The 19,402-nt window shown below is 72.2% G+C and carries 1 protein-coding gene; it reads left to right on the plus strand.

All coding sequences use genetic code 11. The features are described 5' to 3' along the window. Positions 1–27: 27 nt before the first annotated feature. Positions 28–19,329, plus strand: a complete 19,302-nt coding sequence (locus M4V62_RS39480; protein ID WP_249592004.1) for a type I polyketide synthase — start codon at positions 28–30, stop codon at positions 19,327–19,329. Positions 19,330–19,402: the final 73 nt, after the last annotated feature.

Raw genomic sequence — 19,402 nt, forward strand, 5'->3', positions numbered from 1 at the left:
CGCACCGCTGTAAGGAGCACACGCCAGATGCAGAACGAGGACAAGCTCCGCGATTACCTCAAGCGGGCCACCACCGATCTGCGCACCGCACGCCGACGCCTGCGCGAGGTCGAGGAGCGGGAGAACGAGCCCATCGCCATCATCGGGATGAGCTGCCGCTACCCCGGTGGTGTCGAGTCCCCGGAAGACCTGTGGCAGTTGGTGGCCGAGGGCCGCGACGCCGTGGTCGAGTTCCCCGCCGACCGCGGCTGGGACGTCGAATCGCTCTACGACCCCGACCCGGAGCACGCGGGCACCTCGATCACCCGCCACGGCGGCTTCCTCCAGGGCGCCGCGGGCTTCGACCCGGCGTTCTTCGGGGTCAGCCCGCGCGAGGCCGCCGCGATGGACCCCCAGCAGCGGCTGCTCCTCGAGACGTCGTGGGAGGCCTTCGAGCGCGCAGGCATCGACCCGGCGCAGGCCAGGGACAGCAGGACCGGCGTGTTCGCGGGCGTCATGTACAACGACTACGCGACCCGTCTGCCGCAGGCGCCCGAAGGGTTCGAGGGCTTCCTCGCCAACGGCAGCGCGGGCAGCATCGCGTCCGGCCGGATCGCCTACACGCTCGGCCTCGTCGGACCCGCTGTGACGGTGGACACGGCATGCTCGTCGTCCCTGGTGGCACTGCACCTCGCGATGGTGGCGCTGCGCCGCGACGAGTGCTCCCTCGCGCTCGCGGGCGGTGCCACCTTCATGTCCACACCGCGTACGTTCGTCGAGTACAGCCGTCAGCGTGCCCTGTCCGTGGACGGCCGCTGCAAGGCGTTCTCCGACAGCGCCGACGGCACCGGCTGGGGCGAGGGCGTCGGCATGCTCCTGGTGGAGCGCCTCTCCGACGCCCAGCGCAACGGGCACCCCATCCTCGCGGTCGTCCGTGGCTCGGCGGTGAACCAGGACGGCGCCTCCCACGGCCTGACCGCGCCGAACGGCCCGTCCCAGCAGACCGTGATCAACCAGGCCCTTGCCAGCGCGCGGCTCACCGCTGCGCAGGTGGACGCGGTCGAGGCTCACGGCACCGGCACCACGCTCGGCGACCCGATCGAGGCCCAGGCCCTCATCGCGACCTACGGCGCCGAGCGGGAAGCCGACCGGCCGCTGCTCCTTGGCTCGCTCAAGTCGAACATCGGCCACTCCCAGGCGGCGGCCGGAGCCGGCGGCATCATCAAGATGGTCATGGCGATGCGGCACGGCATGCTGCCCAAGACCCTGCACGTCGACGAGCCGAGCAGCCACGTCGACTGGTCGGCGGGCACCGTGGAACTCCTGACCGAGGGCCAGTCCTGGCCGGAGTCCGGCGAACCGCGCCGCGCAGGTGTGTCCTCGTTCGGCGTGAGCGGCACGAACGCCCACGTCATCCTGGAGGAGGCGCCCACCCCCGAACCGGCACCCACGGCGGACGCCGAAGCTCCGGAGCCCACAGCGGCCACCGAGCTGCCGGCCCCCACCGTCACGCCGTGGGTGCTGTCCGCCCGCACCCCCGACGCACTGCGCGCGCAGGCCGACCGCCTCCGGTCCGCCGTGGAGGCCTCGGCCGACTTCGACCCGGCGGGCATCGGCTTCTCGCTGGCCACGACACGGTCCCTGTTTGAGCACCGCGCCGTCCTCATCGCCGAGGACCGGACCACCACCACCGAGCGCCTCACCGCGCTCGCCGAGGGGCGTGGTGGTGCGGGTGTCGCGGTGGGTGAGGCGGCGCCGCACCGGTTGGGTTTCTTGTTCTCGGGTCAGGGGTCGCAGCGGTTGGGGATGGGGCGTGAACTGGCGGCCCGTTTCCCGGTGTTCGCCGAGGCCTTGGACGCTGTACTTGGTGAATTCGACCCGGCAGTTCGTGAGGTGCTGTTCGGCGAGGACGCTGATGCGCTGAACGAGACGGGTATCACGCAGCCTGCGCTGTTCGCGGTCGAGGTGGCGTTGTTCAGGCTGTTGGAGTCGTGGGGTGTGCGCCCCGACGTACTTGCCGGGCATTCGATCGGTGAGTTGGCTGCCGCGCATGTGGCTGGTGTCTGGTCGCTGGCCGATGCCGTGAAGGTGGTGTCGGCGCGTGCCGGGCTGATGCAGGCGCTCCCCTCCGGTGGGGCGATGGTGGCGATCCAGGCCACCGAGGCCGAGGTCGCGTCGGACCTGTCGGAGACCGTCGGGATTGCTGCGGTCAACGGCCCGTCTTCAGTGGTGATTTCGGGTGTCGCGGGTGATGTGGAGGCAGTGGCTGAGCGTTGGCGTGAGGCGGGTCGGAAGGTGTCTCGCCTGAAGGTGAGTCATGCGTTCCACTCGCCGTTGATGGACCCGATGCTGGATGAGTTTCGCCGGGTTCTGGAGGGCGTGTCGTACGAGGCGCCCGCGATCCCTCTCGTGTCCACGCTGACCGGTGCCCGTGTGACCGCCGAGGAATTGGGTTCGGCGGAGTACTGGGTGCGGCACGTGCGTGAGTCCGTGCGGTTCCACGGCGCGGTCCTGGGGCTGCGTGAGCAAGGCGTCGACGTCTTCCTGGAGGTCGGTCCCGGCGGCGTACTTTCCGGTCTCGGGCAGCTCAGCGCCCCGGAGGCCGCTTTCGTACCCACCCTGCGTGGTGACCGCTCCGAACTCGTCGCACTGACCACCGCCATCGGTCAACTGCACGTACGCGGTGTCCCGGTGGACCTGACCGCCCTCTTCGACGGCAGCGGCGCCACCCGGGTCGACCTGCCGACGTACGCGTTCCAGCGCGAGCACTACTGGCTGGACGCGCCGGCCGCGGAGGAGAGCGCCGAGCGGATTTCGCCCGTGGAGGCGCGCTTCTGGGAGGTTGTGGAGGAGGGCGATCCCGCTGATCTCGCCCGCACGCTGGGCGTGTCGTCCGACGACCCGTTGAGTGCGGTGCTGCCTCGCCTGTCGGCGTGGCGTCGGAAGCAGCGGGAGCGGTCCACCGCCGATGGCTGGCGGTATCGGGTCGAGTGGCGGTCGGTTGCCGCAGGGAGTCGGCGACTGGACGGTGCCTGGCTGGTTGTCGCACCGACCGGTGAAGAGCGCGCCGAGTGGGTGCGTGAGTCGCTGACGCGGAACGGCGCGGACGACGTGCACGTCCTGCACGTGGACCCGGCGGAGTCGGTCGACTGGGCGGAGCCGTTGGCCGGGCTTCCGTCTCTGGGCGGAGTCGTTTCGCTGCTGGGGCTCGCTGACGCGGGCGCATCGTCCGTGCCTGCGGGTGTGGCGGCCACGATCGGGCTCTTACGAGCGCTCGGTGACGCGGACGTGTCCGCACCGCTGTGGTGCCTGACGTCGGGCGCGGTCTCGGTGGGCGAGAGCGAGAGCGTTGCCGGGTTCGAGCAGTCGATGCTGTGGGGCCTTGGCCGGGTGGCCGCGCTGGAACACCCCAACCGCTGGGGCGGATTGGTCGACCTGCCCGAGACGCAGGGCGAGACGCAGGACGAGACGCAGAACGAGAAGACCGGAGACCTCCTCGCCTCGGCCCTCGCCGAACCGACGGGCCCCGCCGAGACGACCGGCGAAGACCAGATCGCCCTGCGCGGCAACGAGATCCTCGGCCGCAGACTCGTCCCCGCCCCGCTGGGCGGCGACACTTCCGGCGAGAACTGGTCGCCGCGCGGCACGGTCCTCGTCACCGGCGGCACCGGCGCCCTGGGCGGCCACGTGGCGCGCTGGCTGGCGACGCACGGAGCCGAGCACATCGTGCTGGCAGCCCGCCGCGGCCGGGCCGCACAAGGGGCGGATGAGCTGGAGGCCGAGCTCGTGGAGCTGGGCGCGCGCGTCACGTTCGCCACCTGTGACGTGGCCGACCGGAACGCCGTCGCGGCGCTGCTTGAGAGCGTCCCGGCGCTCACCGCCGTCGTGCACACGGCAGGCGTCGAGCGCTCGGCCGCTCTCGCCGACCTCGAACCGGACGACCTCACCGGGTTCGGTGAGGTCTTGGCGGCGAAGGTCGACGGCGCGCGCAATCTGCACGAGCTCCTTGCCGACGCGCAGTTGGACGCGTTCGTGCTGTTCTCGTCCATCGCCGGAGTGTGGGGCAGCGGCGGCCAGGCAGCCTATGGGGCGGCCAACGCCTACCTGGACGCCCTCGCAGACCACCGCAGGGCTGCCGGTCTGCCCGCCACGGCCGTGGCATGGGGCCCGTGGGGCGGCGGCGGCATGGTCGAGGACTCCGGGCAGGCCGCCCACCTCCAGCGCCTCGGCCTCATCACGATGGACCCCGAGGCGGCGCTCGCCGGTCTCGGCTCGGCCATCGAACACGGAGACGGCAAGGTAACCGTCGCCGACGTCGACTGGACCCGGTTCGCGGGCACCTTCATGGCCCAGCGCCCGAGCGCGCTCCTGAGTGAACTCCCCGAGGTGCGCGCCGCGTTCGACTCCGCTACCGCCGAGCAGGGCAGCACGTCGGCTCTCGCGCAGCGGCTCGCGGGCCTTGACGAGGCCGAGCAGGAGCGGCAGCTCACCGAGCTGGTCCGGTCCGAGGCGGCCGCGGTGCTCGGCCATGCGTCCGCTGACGCGTTCTCCGCCACGCGTGCCTTCAGGGAGCTCGGCTTCGACTCGCTGACGGCCGTGGAACTGCGCGCACGCCTCAGCGAGGCCACCGGCATCGCCCTGCCCGCGGCCGTGGTGTTCGACTACCCGACGGCCGCGGCCCTGGCGGCCTATCTGCGCGTGGAACTGTCCGGGGCCGCGCCCACCGCCTCCGTCCCCAGCGCTGTGTCCGGTGTGACCGACGAGCCGATCGCGATCGTGTCGATGGCGTGCCGGTTCCCGGGCGGTGTGGCGAGCCCGGAGGACCTGTGGGACGTCCTGCTGTCCGGCGGGGACGCGGTGACGGAGTTCCCCACCGACCGCGGCTGGGACGTCGAGGCGTTGTACAACCCCGACCCGGACGCGGCGAGCGTCGGCACGTCGTACTCCCGCATGGGCGCATTCCTCGACCAAGTGGCGGACTTCGACCCGACGTTCTTCGGGATCTCGCCGCGTGAGGCCCTCGCCATGGACCCGCAGCAGCGACTGCTCCTCGAAACCTCCTGGGAGGCCTTCGAGAGGGCGGGCATTGACCCCAACTCACTGCGTGGCAGCAGCTCGGGCGTGTTCGTCGGCACGAACGGCCAGGACTACACGACGCTGATGATGGCCGCGCCGGACAGCGTCGACGGCTACTTCGGCACCGGCAGCGCGGCGAGTGTCATCTCCGGCCGCCTGTCGTACACGTTCGGCCTCGAAGGCCCCGCGGTGACGGTGGACACGGCGTGCTCGTCGTCCCTGGTCGCCCTGCACCTTGCGGTACAAGCCCTGCAGAAGGGTGAGTGCGAACTGGCCCTCGCGGGCGGCGTGACGGTGATGTCCACGCCGGCCGCGTTCGTGGAGTTCAGCCGCCAGCGCGGGCTTTCGGTCGACGGCCGGTGCAAGGCCTTCGGAGCGGACGCGGACGGCACCGGCTGGGGCGAGGGCATCGGCATGCTGCTCGTGGAGCGCCTCTCGGACGCACAGCGCAACGGCCACCAAGTCCTCGCGGTCGTACGGGGATCCGCCGTCAACCAGGACGGCGCTTCCAACGGCCTGACCGCCCCGAACGGCCCCTCGCAGCAGCGGGTCATCCGGGCAGCGCTGGAGGCAACGGGCCTCGTGCCGTCCGATGTCGACGCGGTCGAGGCGCACGGCACCGGCACCAAGCTGGGCGACCCGATCGAGGCGCAGGCGCTCCTCGCGACGTACGGCCAGGACCGTCCCGCCGAACGGCCGCTGTGGCTCGGTTCGATCAAGTCGAACATCGGCCACACGCAGGCGGCTGCCGGTGTGGCGGGTGTGATCAAGATGGTCATGTCGATGCGGCACGGAGTACTGCCGCGCACGCTGCACGCGGACGAACCGTCACCGCACGTGGACTGGTCCACGGGTGCGGTGGAGTTGCTGACGGAGACGCGCCCGTGGCCGGAGACGGGTCAGCCGTGGCGGGCCGGTGTGTCGTCGTTCGGCTTCAGCGGCACGAACGCCCACGCCATCATCGAGCAGGCCCCGCAGACCCCTGAGATCGAGCAGGAAGACCTCCCGGAGCCGCTGCCGGCCGGCACGGCCCTCCCGTGGACGCTGTCGGCCAACACCCCCGAGGCGCTGCGGGAGCAGGCAGCACGGCTCAAGGCCTTCGTGGACGGATCGCCTGACCTGGCCGTGGCGGACGTGGCCCGTGCGCTGGCGTTCTCACGGGCCGTCCTTGACCACCGCGCGGTGGTGGTCGCCGCGGAGCCCGCAGAGTTCCAGTCGGCTCTGAGTGCGCTGGCCGAGGGGCGTGGCGGCGCGGGTGTCGTGGTGGGTGAGGCGGTGCCGCAGCGACTTGGCTTCTTGTTCTCGGGTCAGGGTTCGCAGCGGCTGGGGATGGGGCGTGAACTGGCGTCCCGTTTCCCGGTGTTCGCCGAGGCTCTGGATGCTGTGCTTGCGGAATTTGGGCCTGAGGTCCGTGAGGTGTTGTTCGGTGAGGATGCCGATGCGCTGAACGAGACGGGTGTGACGCAGCCCGCTCTGTTCGCGGTCGAGGTGGCGTTGTTCCGGCTCCTGCGGTCGTGGGGTGTGCGGCCGGATGTGCTGGCGGGGCATTCGATCGGTGAGTTGGCTGCGGCTCATGTGTCGGGTGTGTGGTCGCTGGCGGACGCGGTCAAGGTGGTGTCGGCGCGTGGTGCGTTGATGCAGGCGCTGCCGTCTGGCGGTGCGATGGTCGCGATCCAGGCGTCCGAGGGCGAGGTTGGGTCGGATCTGCCGGAGACCGTCGGTATCGCTGCGGTCAACGGCCCTGCCTCGGCGGTCATTTCTGGTGTCGACGGTGACGTGGAAATGGTGGCTGAGCGTTGGCGTGAGGCGGGGCGGAAGGTGTCTCGCCTGAAGGTCAGTCACGCGTTCCACTCGCCGTTGATGGACCCGATGCTTGACGACTTCCGCCGAGTGCTGGAAGCAGTGTCGTACGAGGCGCCCGAGATCCCCATCGTGTCCACGCTGACCGGCGTCCGCGCCACCGCCGAGGAACTCGCTTCCCCGGAGTACTGGGTGCGGCACGTACGCGAGTCCGTGCGCTTTGCCGACGCCGTGAGTACGTTGCGGGACGAGGGTGTGACCACGTTCGTCGAGGTCGGCCCCGGCGGCACGCTGTCCGCGCTGGGCCAGGAGTCCGCGCCGGAAGCGGCCTTCGTACCGACGCTGCGCGGCGACCGCCCGGAGGCGGTGGCCGCCACCACGGCTGTCGGGAAGTTGCACGTACGCGGTGTCGAGGTGGACTGGGAGGCGTTCCTCGCCGGTCGTGGCACGCGGCGGGTGGACCTGCCGACGTACGCGTTCCAGCGTGAGCGCTTCTGGCTGGACGCACCGGCCGCAGAGGAGAACTCCGAGCGGATATCGCCGGTGGAGGCGCGGTTCTGGGAGGTCGTGGAGGAGGGCGACATCGCGGATCTCGCTCACACGCTGGGCGTGTCGTCCGACGACCCGTTGAGCGCGGTGCTGCCCCATCTGTCCGCGTGGCGTCGGAAGCAGCGGGAGCGGTCCACCGCCGATGGCTGGCGGTATCGGGTCGAGTGGCGGTCGGTTGCCGCAGGGAGTCGGCTACTGGACGGTGCCTGGCTGGTTGTCGCACCGACCGGTGAGGAGCGCGCCGAGTGGGTCGGCGACGCGCTGACCCGCAACGGTGCGGACGATGTGTACGTCCTGCACGTGGACGCGGAAGCGGTGCACTGGGACCAGCAGTTGGCCGGTCTGTCGGATCTGAACGGCGTGGTCTCCTTGCTGGGGCTCGCTGATGCGGGTGATTCGACCGTGCCTGCGGGTGTCGTGGCCACGGTGGGGCTGTTGCAGGCGCTGGGTGAGGCGGATGTGCCGCTGTGGTGCTTGACCTCGGGCGCGGTGTCGGTGGGCGCGGACGATGTGGTTGCCGGGTTCGAGCAGTCGATGCTGTGGGGCCTTGGCCGGGTGGCCGCGCTGGAGCAGCCCGGCCGCTGGGGCGGTCTCGTTGATCTGCCCGAGGCGCAGGACGACGGGGCCGGTGATCTGCTGGCTGCCGTGCTCGCCGGGACCAGTGGCGAGGACCAGGTCGCGTTGCGCGGTGGCAAGATCCTCAGCCGCAGGCTGGTCACCGCTCCGGTGGGCAAGGCGTCCGGGGACGCTTGGTCGCCGCGTGGCACCGTGCTTGTCACCGGTGGCACCGGCGCCCTCGGCGGCCACGTGGCGCGCTGGCTGGCGGCGCACGGGGCCGAGCACCTGCTGCTGACCAGCAGGCGTGGACTGGACGCCGACGGCGCGGAGGAACTGCGCGCCGAGCTGACCGAGTTGGGTGCCCAGGTCACGATCGCGGCCTGCGACGCGGCCGATCGCGATGCGTTGGCGGATGTCCTTGCGTCCGTCCCCACCGAGTTCCCGCTCACCGCGGTCGTACATGCGGCAGGCATCGAGCGTTCGGCGGCCCTCGCCGACCTCGACCTCGGCGACCTCTCCGAGTTCTCCGACGTACTGACGGCGAAGGTCGACGGCGCGCGCAATCTGCACGAGCTCCTCGCTGACACGCAGTTGGACGCGTTCGTGCTGTTCTCGTCCATCGCCGGAGTGTGGGGCAGCAGCGGGCAGGGCGCGTACGCGGCTGCCAACGCGTACCTCGATGCTCTCGCCGGGCACCGCCGAGCGGCCGGTCTACCTGCCACAGCCGTCGCATGGGGCCCGTGGGGCGGTGGCGGCATGGTCGCGACCACCGAGCAGGCCACGCAGCTGCACCGCTGGGGTCTGGCGACGATGGATCCGGATGTGGCTGTCGCCGGCCTGGCCACGGCCCTGGAGCGCGGGGACGGGAACATCGTCGTCGCCGACGTCGACTGGACCCGGTTCGCAGGCACCTTCATGGCGCAGCGCCCCAGCGCCCTGCTCGGTGAACTGCCCGAGGTGCGTGCGGCGTTCGATGCCGCTCCGGCAGAGCTGGGCAGCACGTCGGCACTCGCACAGCGGCTCGCGGGCCTCGATGAGGCCGAGCAGGAGCGGCAGCTCACCGAGCTGGTCCGGTACGAGGCTGCCGCGGTGCTGGGCCACGTGTCCGGTGACGCCCTCTCGCCGACGCGTGCCTTCAAGGAGCTCGGCTTCGACTCGCTGACGGCCGTGGAGCTGCGCGCACGGCTCCGCGAGGCCACCGGCATCGCCCTGCCCGCGACCCTGGTGTTTGACTACCCGACGGCCGCGGCCCTGGCGGCCTATCTGCGCGTGGAACTGTCCGGCGTGGACGCAACGCCCACCCCCACCAACCCTGTTGCTGTGTCCGGTGTGACCGACGAGCCGATCGCGATCGTGTCGATGGCGTGCCGGTTCCCGGGTGGTGTGGCGAGCCCGGAGGACCTGTGGGACGTCCTGCTGTCGGGCGGGGACGCGGTGACGGAGTTCCCGACGGACCGCGGCTGGGACGTCGAGGCGCTGTACGACCCCGACCCGGACTCGGTGGGGACCACGTACCTGCGCTCCGGCGCGTTCATGTCGGACGTGAGCGGGTTCGACGCGGGCTTCTTCGGGATCTCGCCGCGTGAGGCCCTTGCGATGGACCCGCAGCAGCGGCTGCTGCTCGAGACCTCCTGGGAGCTGCTCGAACGGGCCGGGGTCGACTCTGCGTCGCTGCGCGGCGAGCGCGTCGGCGTGTTCGTCGGCTCGAATGCCCAGGACTACGGCCTCGTGCTCGGCGACGCGGCCGAGGACGTGGGCGGCTATGTGGCGACCGGCAACGCGGCCAGTGTGGCCTCGGGCCGCCTGTCCTACACGTTCGGCTTCGAGGGCCCGGCCGTCACCGTGGACACGGCGTGCTCGTCGTCGCTGGTGGCCCTGCACCTTGCGGTGCAGGCACTGCGGTCCGGTGAGTGCTCGTCCGCGCTGGCCGGCGGTGTGACGGTGATGTCGACGCCGGGCGCGTTCATCGAGTTCAGCAGGCAGCGCGGACTGTCGTTGGACGGCCGGTGCAAGGCATTTGGAGCAGGCGCCGACGGCACCAGCTGGGGCGAAGGCGTCGGCATGCTGCTCGTCGAGCGCCTTTCGGACGCACAGCGCAACGGGCACCCGGTCCTGGCCGTCATCCGTGGTTCCGCGGTCAACCAGGACGGCGCTTCCAACGGCCTGACCGCCCCGAACGGCCCGTCACAGCAGCGGGTCATCCGCCAGGCGCTCGCAGGTGCGGGCCTGGCACCGTCCGACGTGGACGCGGTGGAGGCGCACGGCACGGGCACGAAGCTGGGCGACCCGATCGAGGCGCAGGCGCTCCTCGCCACCTACGGCCAGGACCGTCCCGCCGAACGGCCGCTGTGGCTCGGTTCGATCAAGTCGAACATCGGCCACACGCAGGCGGCTGCCGGTGTGGCGGGCGTGATCAAGATGGTCATGGCGATGCAGCACGGCGTACTGCCGCGCACCCTGCACGCGGACGAGCCGTCACCGCACGTCGACTGGTCGGCGGGCGCCGTGGAACTGCTCAGCGACCAGCGCGAGTGGCCTGCCGCGGACCGGCCGTGGCGCGCCGGTGTGTCGTCGTTCGGCTTCAGCGGTACGAACGCGCACGCCATCATCGAGCAGGCCCCGACGGTCGAGCCGGCGGACCCGGCAGAAGCTCAGCAGCCGGTGCGTGACGGCGGCCTGGTGCCGTGGGTCCTTTCGGCGGGCGACGAGGGCGCGTTGCGTGGCCAGGCCGAGCGCCTGCTGTCCTTGGTGGACGAGCACGCACCGGTCGACATCGGCTACTCGCTCGCGACGTCACGGTCGGTGCTGGATCACCGTGCGGTGGTCGTGGCCGCCGACCGGTCCGAGTTCCTGGCGGCCTTGACTGCCGTGGCCGATGGCCGGACGACCGGTGCCGTGGTCGGTGGAGTCGCGGGCGAGCCCGGCCGGTTGGCCTTCCTGTTCTCGGGGCAGGGGGCGCAGCGGCTCGGTATGGGTCGTGAACTGGCCGCCCGTTACCCGGTGTTCGCCGAGGCTCTGGACGCTGTGCTTGCGGAGTTCGAGCCGGAGGTACGCGAAGTCCTCTTCGGTGAGGATGCCGATGCGCTGAACGAGACGGGGGTGACGCAGCCCGCGCTGTTCGCGGTCGAGGTCGCGCTGTTCCGGCTCCTGCAGTCGTGGGGTGTGCGCCCCGATGTCCTTGCCGGGCACTCGATCGGTGAGCTGGCCGCGGCTCATGTGGCGGGCGTGTGGTCGCTGGCGGACGCGGTCAAGGTGGTGGCGGCGCGTGGTGCTCTGATGCAGGCGTTGCCGACGGGTGGCGCGATGGTGGCGATCCAGGCCTCCGAGGCCGAGGTCGCATCGGAACTCCCGGAAACCGTCGGGATTGCCGCGGTGAACGGCCCGACCTCGGTGGTCGTCTCGGGAGTCGCCGCCGACGTGGAGAACCTCGCCGAGCGCTGGCGCGAAGCCGGCCGCAAGGTCACCCGCCTCCGCGTGAGTCACGCGTTCCACTCGCCACTGATGGACCCGATCCTTGACGACTTCCGCCGAGTGCTCGAAGGCGTGTCGTACGGGGCTCCCGCGATCCCCATCGTGTCCACGCTGACCGGCTGCCCGGCCACCGCCGAGGAACTCGCCTCGCCGGAGTACTGGGTGCGGCACGTACGTGGGGCCGTTCGGTTCCATGACGCGGTTGTGGCGTTGCGTGAGCAGGGTGCGGAGGTGTTCGTCGAGGTCGGTCCGGGTGGGACGTTGTCCGCTCTGGGTCTCGGGAGTGCGCCCGATGCGGTGTTCCTGCCTGCGTTGCGTGCGGACAGGGCTGAGGAGACCGCGCTGGTCACCACGGTCGCCGCGCTGCACACGCGGGGCGTGGCGGTCGACTGGGCGGCGTACTTCGCGGGCAGTGGTGCCCGGCGGGTGGATCTGCCGACGTACGCGTTCCAGCACCAGCGCTACTGGATGGACGCTCCGCCCGTCGCCGCCGAGGCAGCTCCGAACGCGGACGAGGCACGGTTCTGGGCCGCGGTGGACAGCGAGGAGGCGTCCGCGCTCGCGTCGTCCCTGGGCATCACCGACGACGGTGCGACCGACTCGCTCCGCGCCGTGCTGCCGTTCCTGACGTCGTGGCGACGTCGGAGTCACGAGAAGTCCACATGGGACAAGTGGCGTTACACCGTCGGCTGGAAGTCCGTCGGTGTCCCGGCGACGACGCCACCCTCGGGCACGTGGCTGGTCGTGGCGCCCACCGGTGACGAGCGCGCCGCCGCGCTGAGCGAACTGCTCGCGGAGAGCGGCCTGTCGCTCGTCGTGGTCGAGCCAGAAGAGGCGGACCCCACGGACCGAACGGACCGAACGGACCGCACGGACCGCACGGACCGCACAGCCCTCGCCCACGCGCTGCGCTCCGGCGTCACGCAGGTTCTCGCGCGGGGAGAAGAGGTCGGCGGAGTCCTGTCGCTGCTGGCGTTCGACGAGTCGCCGTACCCCGACCACCCCGCCGTGCCGAACGGCGTGGCAGCCACCCTCGCGCTGGTCCAGGCGCTCGGCGAGGCCGACGTACAGGCGCCGCTTTGGTGCGTGACGTCGGGTGCCGTGGCGGCGGTCGCGGGTGACGCGGTCGCAGGCTTCGCGCAGTCCATGGTGTGGGGTCTCGGCCGGGCCGCGGCCCTGGAACTCCCTGCCCGCTGGGGCGGGTTGGCCGACGTGCCGGAAACGGTGGACCAGCGGGTGGCCGCACGGCTGTGCGGGCTGCTCGGCGGGGCGGAGGACCAGGTCGCCGTACGCGGATCCGGTGTCTTCGCACGTCGCCTCCGCCGGGCCGACCCGGCCGCCCCGGAATCCGGCTGGACGCCACGCGGGACGGTTCTGGTGACCGGAGGTCTCGGCGCCCTGGGTGCCAGGGTCGCCCGGTGGTCGGCGGCGCACGGCGCCGAGCACATCGTGCTGGTGAGCCGACGCGGTTCCGAGGCCGATGGCGCCGCCGAGTTGGAGGCCGAGCTCATCGAGCTGGGCGCACGCGTCACGATCGCCGCCGTCGACATCGCCGACCGGGACGGGCTCGCCGCCCTGCTCGACGGCCTGGCGGCCGCCGGAGACCAGGTCGACGCCGTCGTGCACACCGCCGGACTCAACGACAGCACCCCTGTCGAGGAGACCGACCTCGCGCGCTTCGCCGACGTGGTCGGCGCCAAGGTGGCGGGTGCCGCGCACCTGCACGAGCTGCTCGCCGACACGCCGCTCGACGCGTTCCTCTCCTACTCCTCGATCGCAGGCATCTGGGGCAGCGGCGGTCAGGTCGGCTACAGCGCGGCCAACGCCTACCTCGACGCGCTCGCCGAGCACCGCACCGCGCACGGCCTGCCGGGCACAGCCGTGGCCTGGGGTCCCTGGGGCGGTGGCGGGATGGCCGACGACGAGGCGCAGCGCCAGCTCTCCCGGCGCGGCCTCCTGGCGCTGTCGCCCGAACTCGCGGTGGGTGCCATCGCCGACGCGGTCGGCGGCACCGCGGCGAGCACGGTCGTGGTGGACGTCGACTGGGAACGGTTCGCCCCCGCGTTCACCATCGGCAGACCGAGCCCGCTCTTCGCCGACCTGGTCGAGGCACGCGACGCGGTCGCGGGCCGGATCGCCGGAGCCGACGGTGCTGACGGGCCGGACGGATCCGGCCGGGACGGAGCCGAGCTGCGGGACCGGCTCACCGGCCTGGACAAGGCGAAGCAGGACGAACTGGTGCGCGGCCTGGTGGTGGCGCAGGCAGCCGCCGTCCTGGGCCACACCACGGCCGGCGCCGTCGACCCCGACCGGGCCTTCCGGGACCTTGGCTTCGACTCGCTGACCGCCGTGGAACTGCGCAACGGTCTCGCGGCCGCATCCGGCCTGACCCTGCCCGCGACCGTGGTCTTCGACTACCCCACCCCCGCGGCGCTCGCCGACCACCTGCTGTCCGCGGTCCTTGAACCGCACGGCGAGGCGCCCCTGACGCCGGACACCGCGCGGCCGGTCATGACCGACGAGCCGATCGCGATCGTGGCGATGACGTGCCGGTACCCCGGCGGCGTCACAAGCCCGGAGGAGCTGTGGCAGGTGCTCCTGTCGGGCGGGGACGCGGTCACGGACTTCCCGGCCGACCGTGGCTGGGACCTGGAGGCGCTGTACGACCCGGACCCCGCGGGCATCGGCACGACGTACTCGCGCAGGGGCGCCTTCCTCGACCAGGTGGCGGACTTCGACGCGACCTTCTTCGGGACCTCGCCCCGTGAGGCCCTCGCCATGGACCCGCAGCAGCGACTGCTCCTGGAAACCTCCTGGGAGGCGTTCGAGCGGGCCGGAATCGACCCGAACTCGGTCCGCGGCGAGCGAGTCGGCGTGTTCGTCGGCTCGAACGTGCAGGACTACGGGCTTGTCCTCGGCGAGGCCGTCGAGGACGTGGGCGGGCACGTGGCGACCGGCAGCGCGGCGAGCGTCATGTCCGGCCGCCTCTCGTACACGTTCGGCCTCGAAGGACCCGCGGTGACGGTGGACACGGCGTGCTCGTCGTCCCTGGTCGCCCTGCACCTGGCCGCGCAGGCCCTGCGGTCGGGTGAGTGCGAACTGGCTCTCGCGGGCGGCGTGACGGTGATGTCGACGCCGGGTGCGTTCATCGAGTTCAGCCGCCAGCGCGGGCTGTCCGTGGACGGCCGCTGCAAGGCGTTCTCCGACAGCGCCGACGGCACGGGCTGGGGCGAGGGCGTCGGCATGCTGATCGTCGAGCGGCTGTCCGACGCGCAGCGCAACGGCCATGAAGTGCTCGCCGTCGTAAGGGGATCCGCGGTCAACCAGGACGGTGCTTCCAACGGCCTCACCGCCCCGAACGGCCCCTCGCAGCAGCGCGTCATCCGCCAGGCGCTCGCCGGGGCGGGCCTTGCACCGTCCGACGTGGACGCGGTCGAGGCGCACGGCACCGGCACCACCCTGGGCGACCCGATCGAGGCGCAGGCGCTCCTTGCCACCTACGGCCAGGGCCGTCCCGCCGACCGGCCGCTGTTGCTCGGTTCGGTGAAGTCCAACATTGGTCACACGCAGGCGGCTGCCGGTGTGGCGGGTGTGATCAAGATGGTCATGGCGATGCGGCACGGCGTACTGCCGCAGACGCTGCACGTCACAGAACCGTCGTCGCACGTGGACTGGTCGGCAGGAGCGATGGAACTGCTCACCGACCGGCGTGAGTGGCCTGCCGTGGACCGGCCCTGGCGCGCCGGTGTGTCGTCGTTCGGCTTCAGCGGCACGAACGCCCACACCATCATCGAGCAGGCCCCCGAGACGCCTTCCCCCGAAATCGAACCGGCGGAGCCGGCAGAACCGACCGTCGTGCCGTGGGTGCTCTCGGCGCGCACCGCCGAAGCCCTGCGGGAGCAGGCGTCCCGCCTCGGCGAGGAGTGCGAGCGCGCCGACGCGGCCGTGTCGGTCGCCGACGTCGCCCACTCGCTGCGGTCCCGCGCGGTGTTCGACCACCGGGCCGTCGTGGTGGGCGTCGACCGGCAGGAGTTCCTCGCCGGTCTCACCGCCCTGGCCGACGGCCGCGAGGCGCCGAACGTCGTGACCGGCGCGGCCGAGAACCGCGGCACCGGCACGGTGTTCGTGTTCCCCGGCCACGGCACGCAGTGGGTCGGCATGGCCCTGGAACTCCTCGACTCCTCGCCGGAGTTCCGCATACGGATGGAGGAGTGCGCCGAGGCACTCGACGCGTACGTCGACTGGTCGCTCCTCGACGCGATCCAGGACCCCGGCCTGATGGAACGTCTTGACGTCGTGCAGCCCGCCCTGTTCGCGGTGATGGTGTCCCTTGCCGCCACCTGGCGTTCCTGGGGCGTCGAGCCGAGCGCCGTACTGGGGCACTCGCAGGGCGAGATCGCCGCGGCGTGCGTCGCGGGCGCCCTGTCCCTGGAGGACGCGACGCGCCTCGCCGTCCTGCGGAGCAAGGCGCTGACCGCCCTGTCCGGCCAGGGCGGCATGGTCTCGGTCGCGCTCGGCGTGGACGACGTACGGGAACTCATCGCGCGGTGGGACGGACAGCTCGCCGTCGGCGTGGTGAACGGCCCCGCGTCCGTCGTCGTCTCCGGTGACGCCGCCGCGCTGGACGAGCTGATGGAGGTCTGCACCGAGCGGGGGACGTGGGCGCGGCGGGTCCAGGCGGACTACGCCCCGCACTCCCACCACGTCGAGCAGGTCGAGACGGAGATCCTGGAAGGCCTCGCCGATGTGACGCCGCGCTCCGGCGACGTGCCGTACTACTCGCCGCTGACCGGCGGCTGGCTGGACACCCGTGACCTGGACGCCTCCTACTGGTACCGCAGCCTGCGGCAGACGGTGGAGTTCGCGGACTCCGTGTCCACCCTGGTGGCGGAGGGCTTCACCACCTTCGTCGAGGTCAGCCCGCACCCCGTCCTGGTGGCCGGACTCGGCGAACTGGCAGGCCCCGAAGGCCTGGTGGTCGGCTCCCTGCGGCGCGGCGACGGCGGCAAGGACCGACTCCTGAACTCGGCAGGCAGCCTGTTCGTGCGCGGCGGCCGGGTAGCCCTGCCGCTCCCCGACGCACGCCGCGTGGACCTGCCCACCTACCCCTTCCAGCGCAGCCGCTTCTGGCCCACGACGGCCCACGCCGCGTCCGGCGACGTGACCTCGGCCGGCCTCGGGCGCGTGGACCACCCCCTGCTCGCCGCCGTCACCGAACTCGCCGACTCCGAGAGCCTCGTGTTCAGCGGCAGACTGTCCCTGCGCACCCACCCCTGGCTCACCGACTACCGACTCCTGGACACCGCCGTGCTCCCCGGCGCGGCCTACGTGGACCTCGCGCTGCGCGCCGGCGACCACGTCGGCTGCGCGTCCCTGGACGACCTGGTCATCGAAGCGCCCCTGGTGCTGCCCGAGCGGGACGGCGTCCAGATACGGCTCAGCCTCGACGGCCCCGACGCGTCCGGCGTGCGGGCGTTCACCGTGGACTCCCGAGGAGACGAGGGCGGTGACTGGACCCGCCACGCCACCGGCACCCTGACGGCCGATGCACCCCCCGTCACCGACGACCTCGTCGTCTGGCCGCCGAGCGAGGCCGAACCGCTCGACGTCGACAGCCACTACGCCACCGTCGCCGCATCCGGCCTCGACCACGGCCCCGCCTTCCATGGCCTGCGCGCCGCCTGGCGCAAGGGCGACGAGGTGTTCGCCGAAGTGGCGCTGCCGGACGGCATCGCCGACGAGGGCTTCGGCCTGCACCCGGCTCTCCTGGACGCCGCGCTGCACGCCGTCGGGCTCGGGGTGAGCTCGGACGGGCTCCCGTTCTCGTGGTCCGGGGTGCGGCTCCTCGCCACCGGTGCGACGCAGCTGCGGGTCCGGCTGACGCCGGTCGGCGTGGACGCCGTGGCGGTGCTCGTCACCGACGGCTCCGGCGAGGCGGTCGCCGCCGTGGACGAACTGATCCTGCGCCCCTTCTCGGCCGACCAGCTCAACACCGCACGCTCCGCCCACCGCGACTCGCTGTTCGAGGTGAAGTGGGTGCCGATGCCGGACGCCGCTCCCGAGACCGGCACCTGGGCGGTCCTCGGCAACGACACCGCCCGCATCGCCCACGCGCTCACCGCGGCCGGCGGACCGGTCGACGAGCACGCCGACCTGGCCGCACTCCTCGCCGCCGTCGACGCAGGCGTGCCCGTGCCCCGGTACGTGGCCGTGACGCCGGGCGAGGGCGCGACGAGCCCCCGCGAGGCGACCCACCACACCCTCGACCTGCTCCAGAGGTGGCTGGCGGACGACCGGTTCGCCGCGACGCAGCTCGTGTTCCTGACGAGCAGCGCGGTACCGGCAGGACCGGACGAGGACGTGACGGACCTGGTGCGGGCTCCCGCATGGGGCCTGGCGCGGTCGGCACAGTCGGAGCACCCGGCGCGGTTCGTGCTCGTCGACGTGGACGCGAACGAGAAGTCGCTGCGCAGGCTGCCCGCCGCCGTGGCGACCGGGGAACCGCAGATCGCCGTCAGGAACGGCACCGCCACGGTGGCCAGGCTGGCACGGCTCACCACCCCGGCCGACGCTCCCGAGCAGACGGCGTTCACCCCCGACAGCACCGTGCTCATCACCGGTGGACTCGGCGTGCTCGGCGGCCTGACCGCACGGCACCTCGTCACCCGCCACGGAGTCCGGGACCTCGTACTGACCGGAAGGCGCGGCCCGGCCACACCGGGCGCGGACGACCTGCGCCGGGAACTGGCCGAACTGGGCGCACGCGTCACGGTCGTCCGGTGCGACGTCGGCGACCGCGCCGCGGTCGCCGCGCTCCTCGCCGAGCACCCCGTGACCGCCGTCGTCCACACGGCGGGCGTCCTGGACGACAGCGTGATCGAGTCCCTGACACCGGAGCACGTCGACGCGGTGTTCGGACCCAAGGCCGACGCCGCGCTCCACCTGCACGAGCTGACCCGGGAGAAGGACCTCACGGCATTCGTGCTCTTCTCCGCCGCCGCCGGTGTCTTCGGCGGCCCCGGCCAGGGCAACTACGCGGCCGCCAACGCCTTCCTCGACGCGCTCGCACAGCACCGCAGGGCCGCCGGGCTGCCCGCGACCTCGCTGGCCTGGGGCCTGTGGGCCGAGGCCAGCGGCATCACAGGGCACCTGGACGACGCCGACGTGCAGCGGATGGCGAGGGGCGGCATGACCCCGCTCTCCTCCGCCGACGGCATGGCCCTGTTCGACGCGGCACGCGCGTCCGGCACCGCGACCGCGGTGCCCGCCGCGATCGACCTGGCAGCGCTGCGGGCCCACCCGGAACAGGTACGGCCGCTGCTGCGCGGCCTGGTTCCGACGCCCGCACGCCGGTCCGCACGGTCCGGCGACGGCGGCCCCGGCGCGGTCCCGCTCGCCCAGCGGCTCGCAGGACTCACCGAAGCGGAGCAGGACCGGGCCCTCGTACAGCTCGTCCGCACCCACACCGCGGCCGTGCTCGGCTTCCCCGGACCGGACGCCGTCGAGGCGGACCGTGCCTTCAAGGAACTCGGCTTCGACTCACTCACCGCCGTGGAACTGCGCAACAGGCTCGACGCCGAGGTCGACTCACGACTGCCCGCCACCCTGGTGTTCGACCACCCGAACCCGGCGGCCCTCGCGGCCCACCTGCGCACGACGGTGCTCGCCGGCGACGGCACACCCGCCGCCGCGGTACTCAGCGAGCTGAACAAGCTGACGGTCACCATCTCCAAGCTCGACCCGAACGACGTCCTGGCCGGGGACATCCGGCTGCGGCTCCGGTCGCTCCTGTCCACGTGGGACGAGGGCGAACCCGAGCCCGCGGCGGACGACTTGACCGCGGCCACGCTCGACGACGTCTTCAACATCATCGACGACGAACTCGGAAAGTCCTGACCAGCCGGTACGGACTCTGACCAACCTGACCAGCCGGTACGGACTCTCATCAACACGGGGTACGGGCTCTCAC

It is taken from the genome of Streptomyces durmitorensis, from assembly GCF_023498005.1.
In the GTDB taxonomy this organism is placed as follows: Bacteria; Actinomycetota; Actinomycetes; order Streptomycetales; family Streptomycetaceae; genus Streptomyces; species Streptomyces durmitorensis.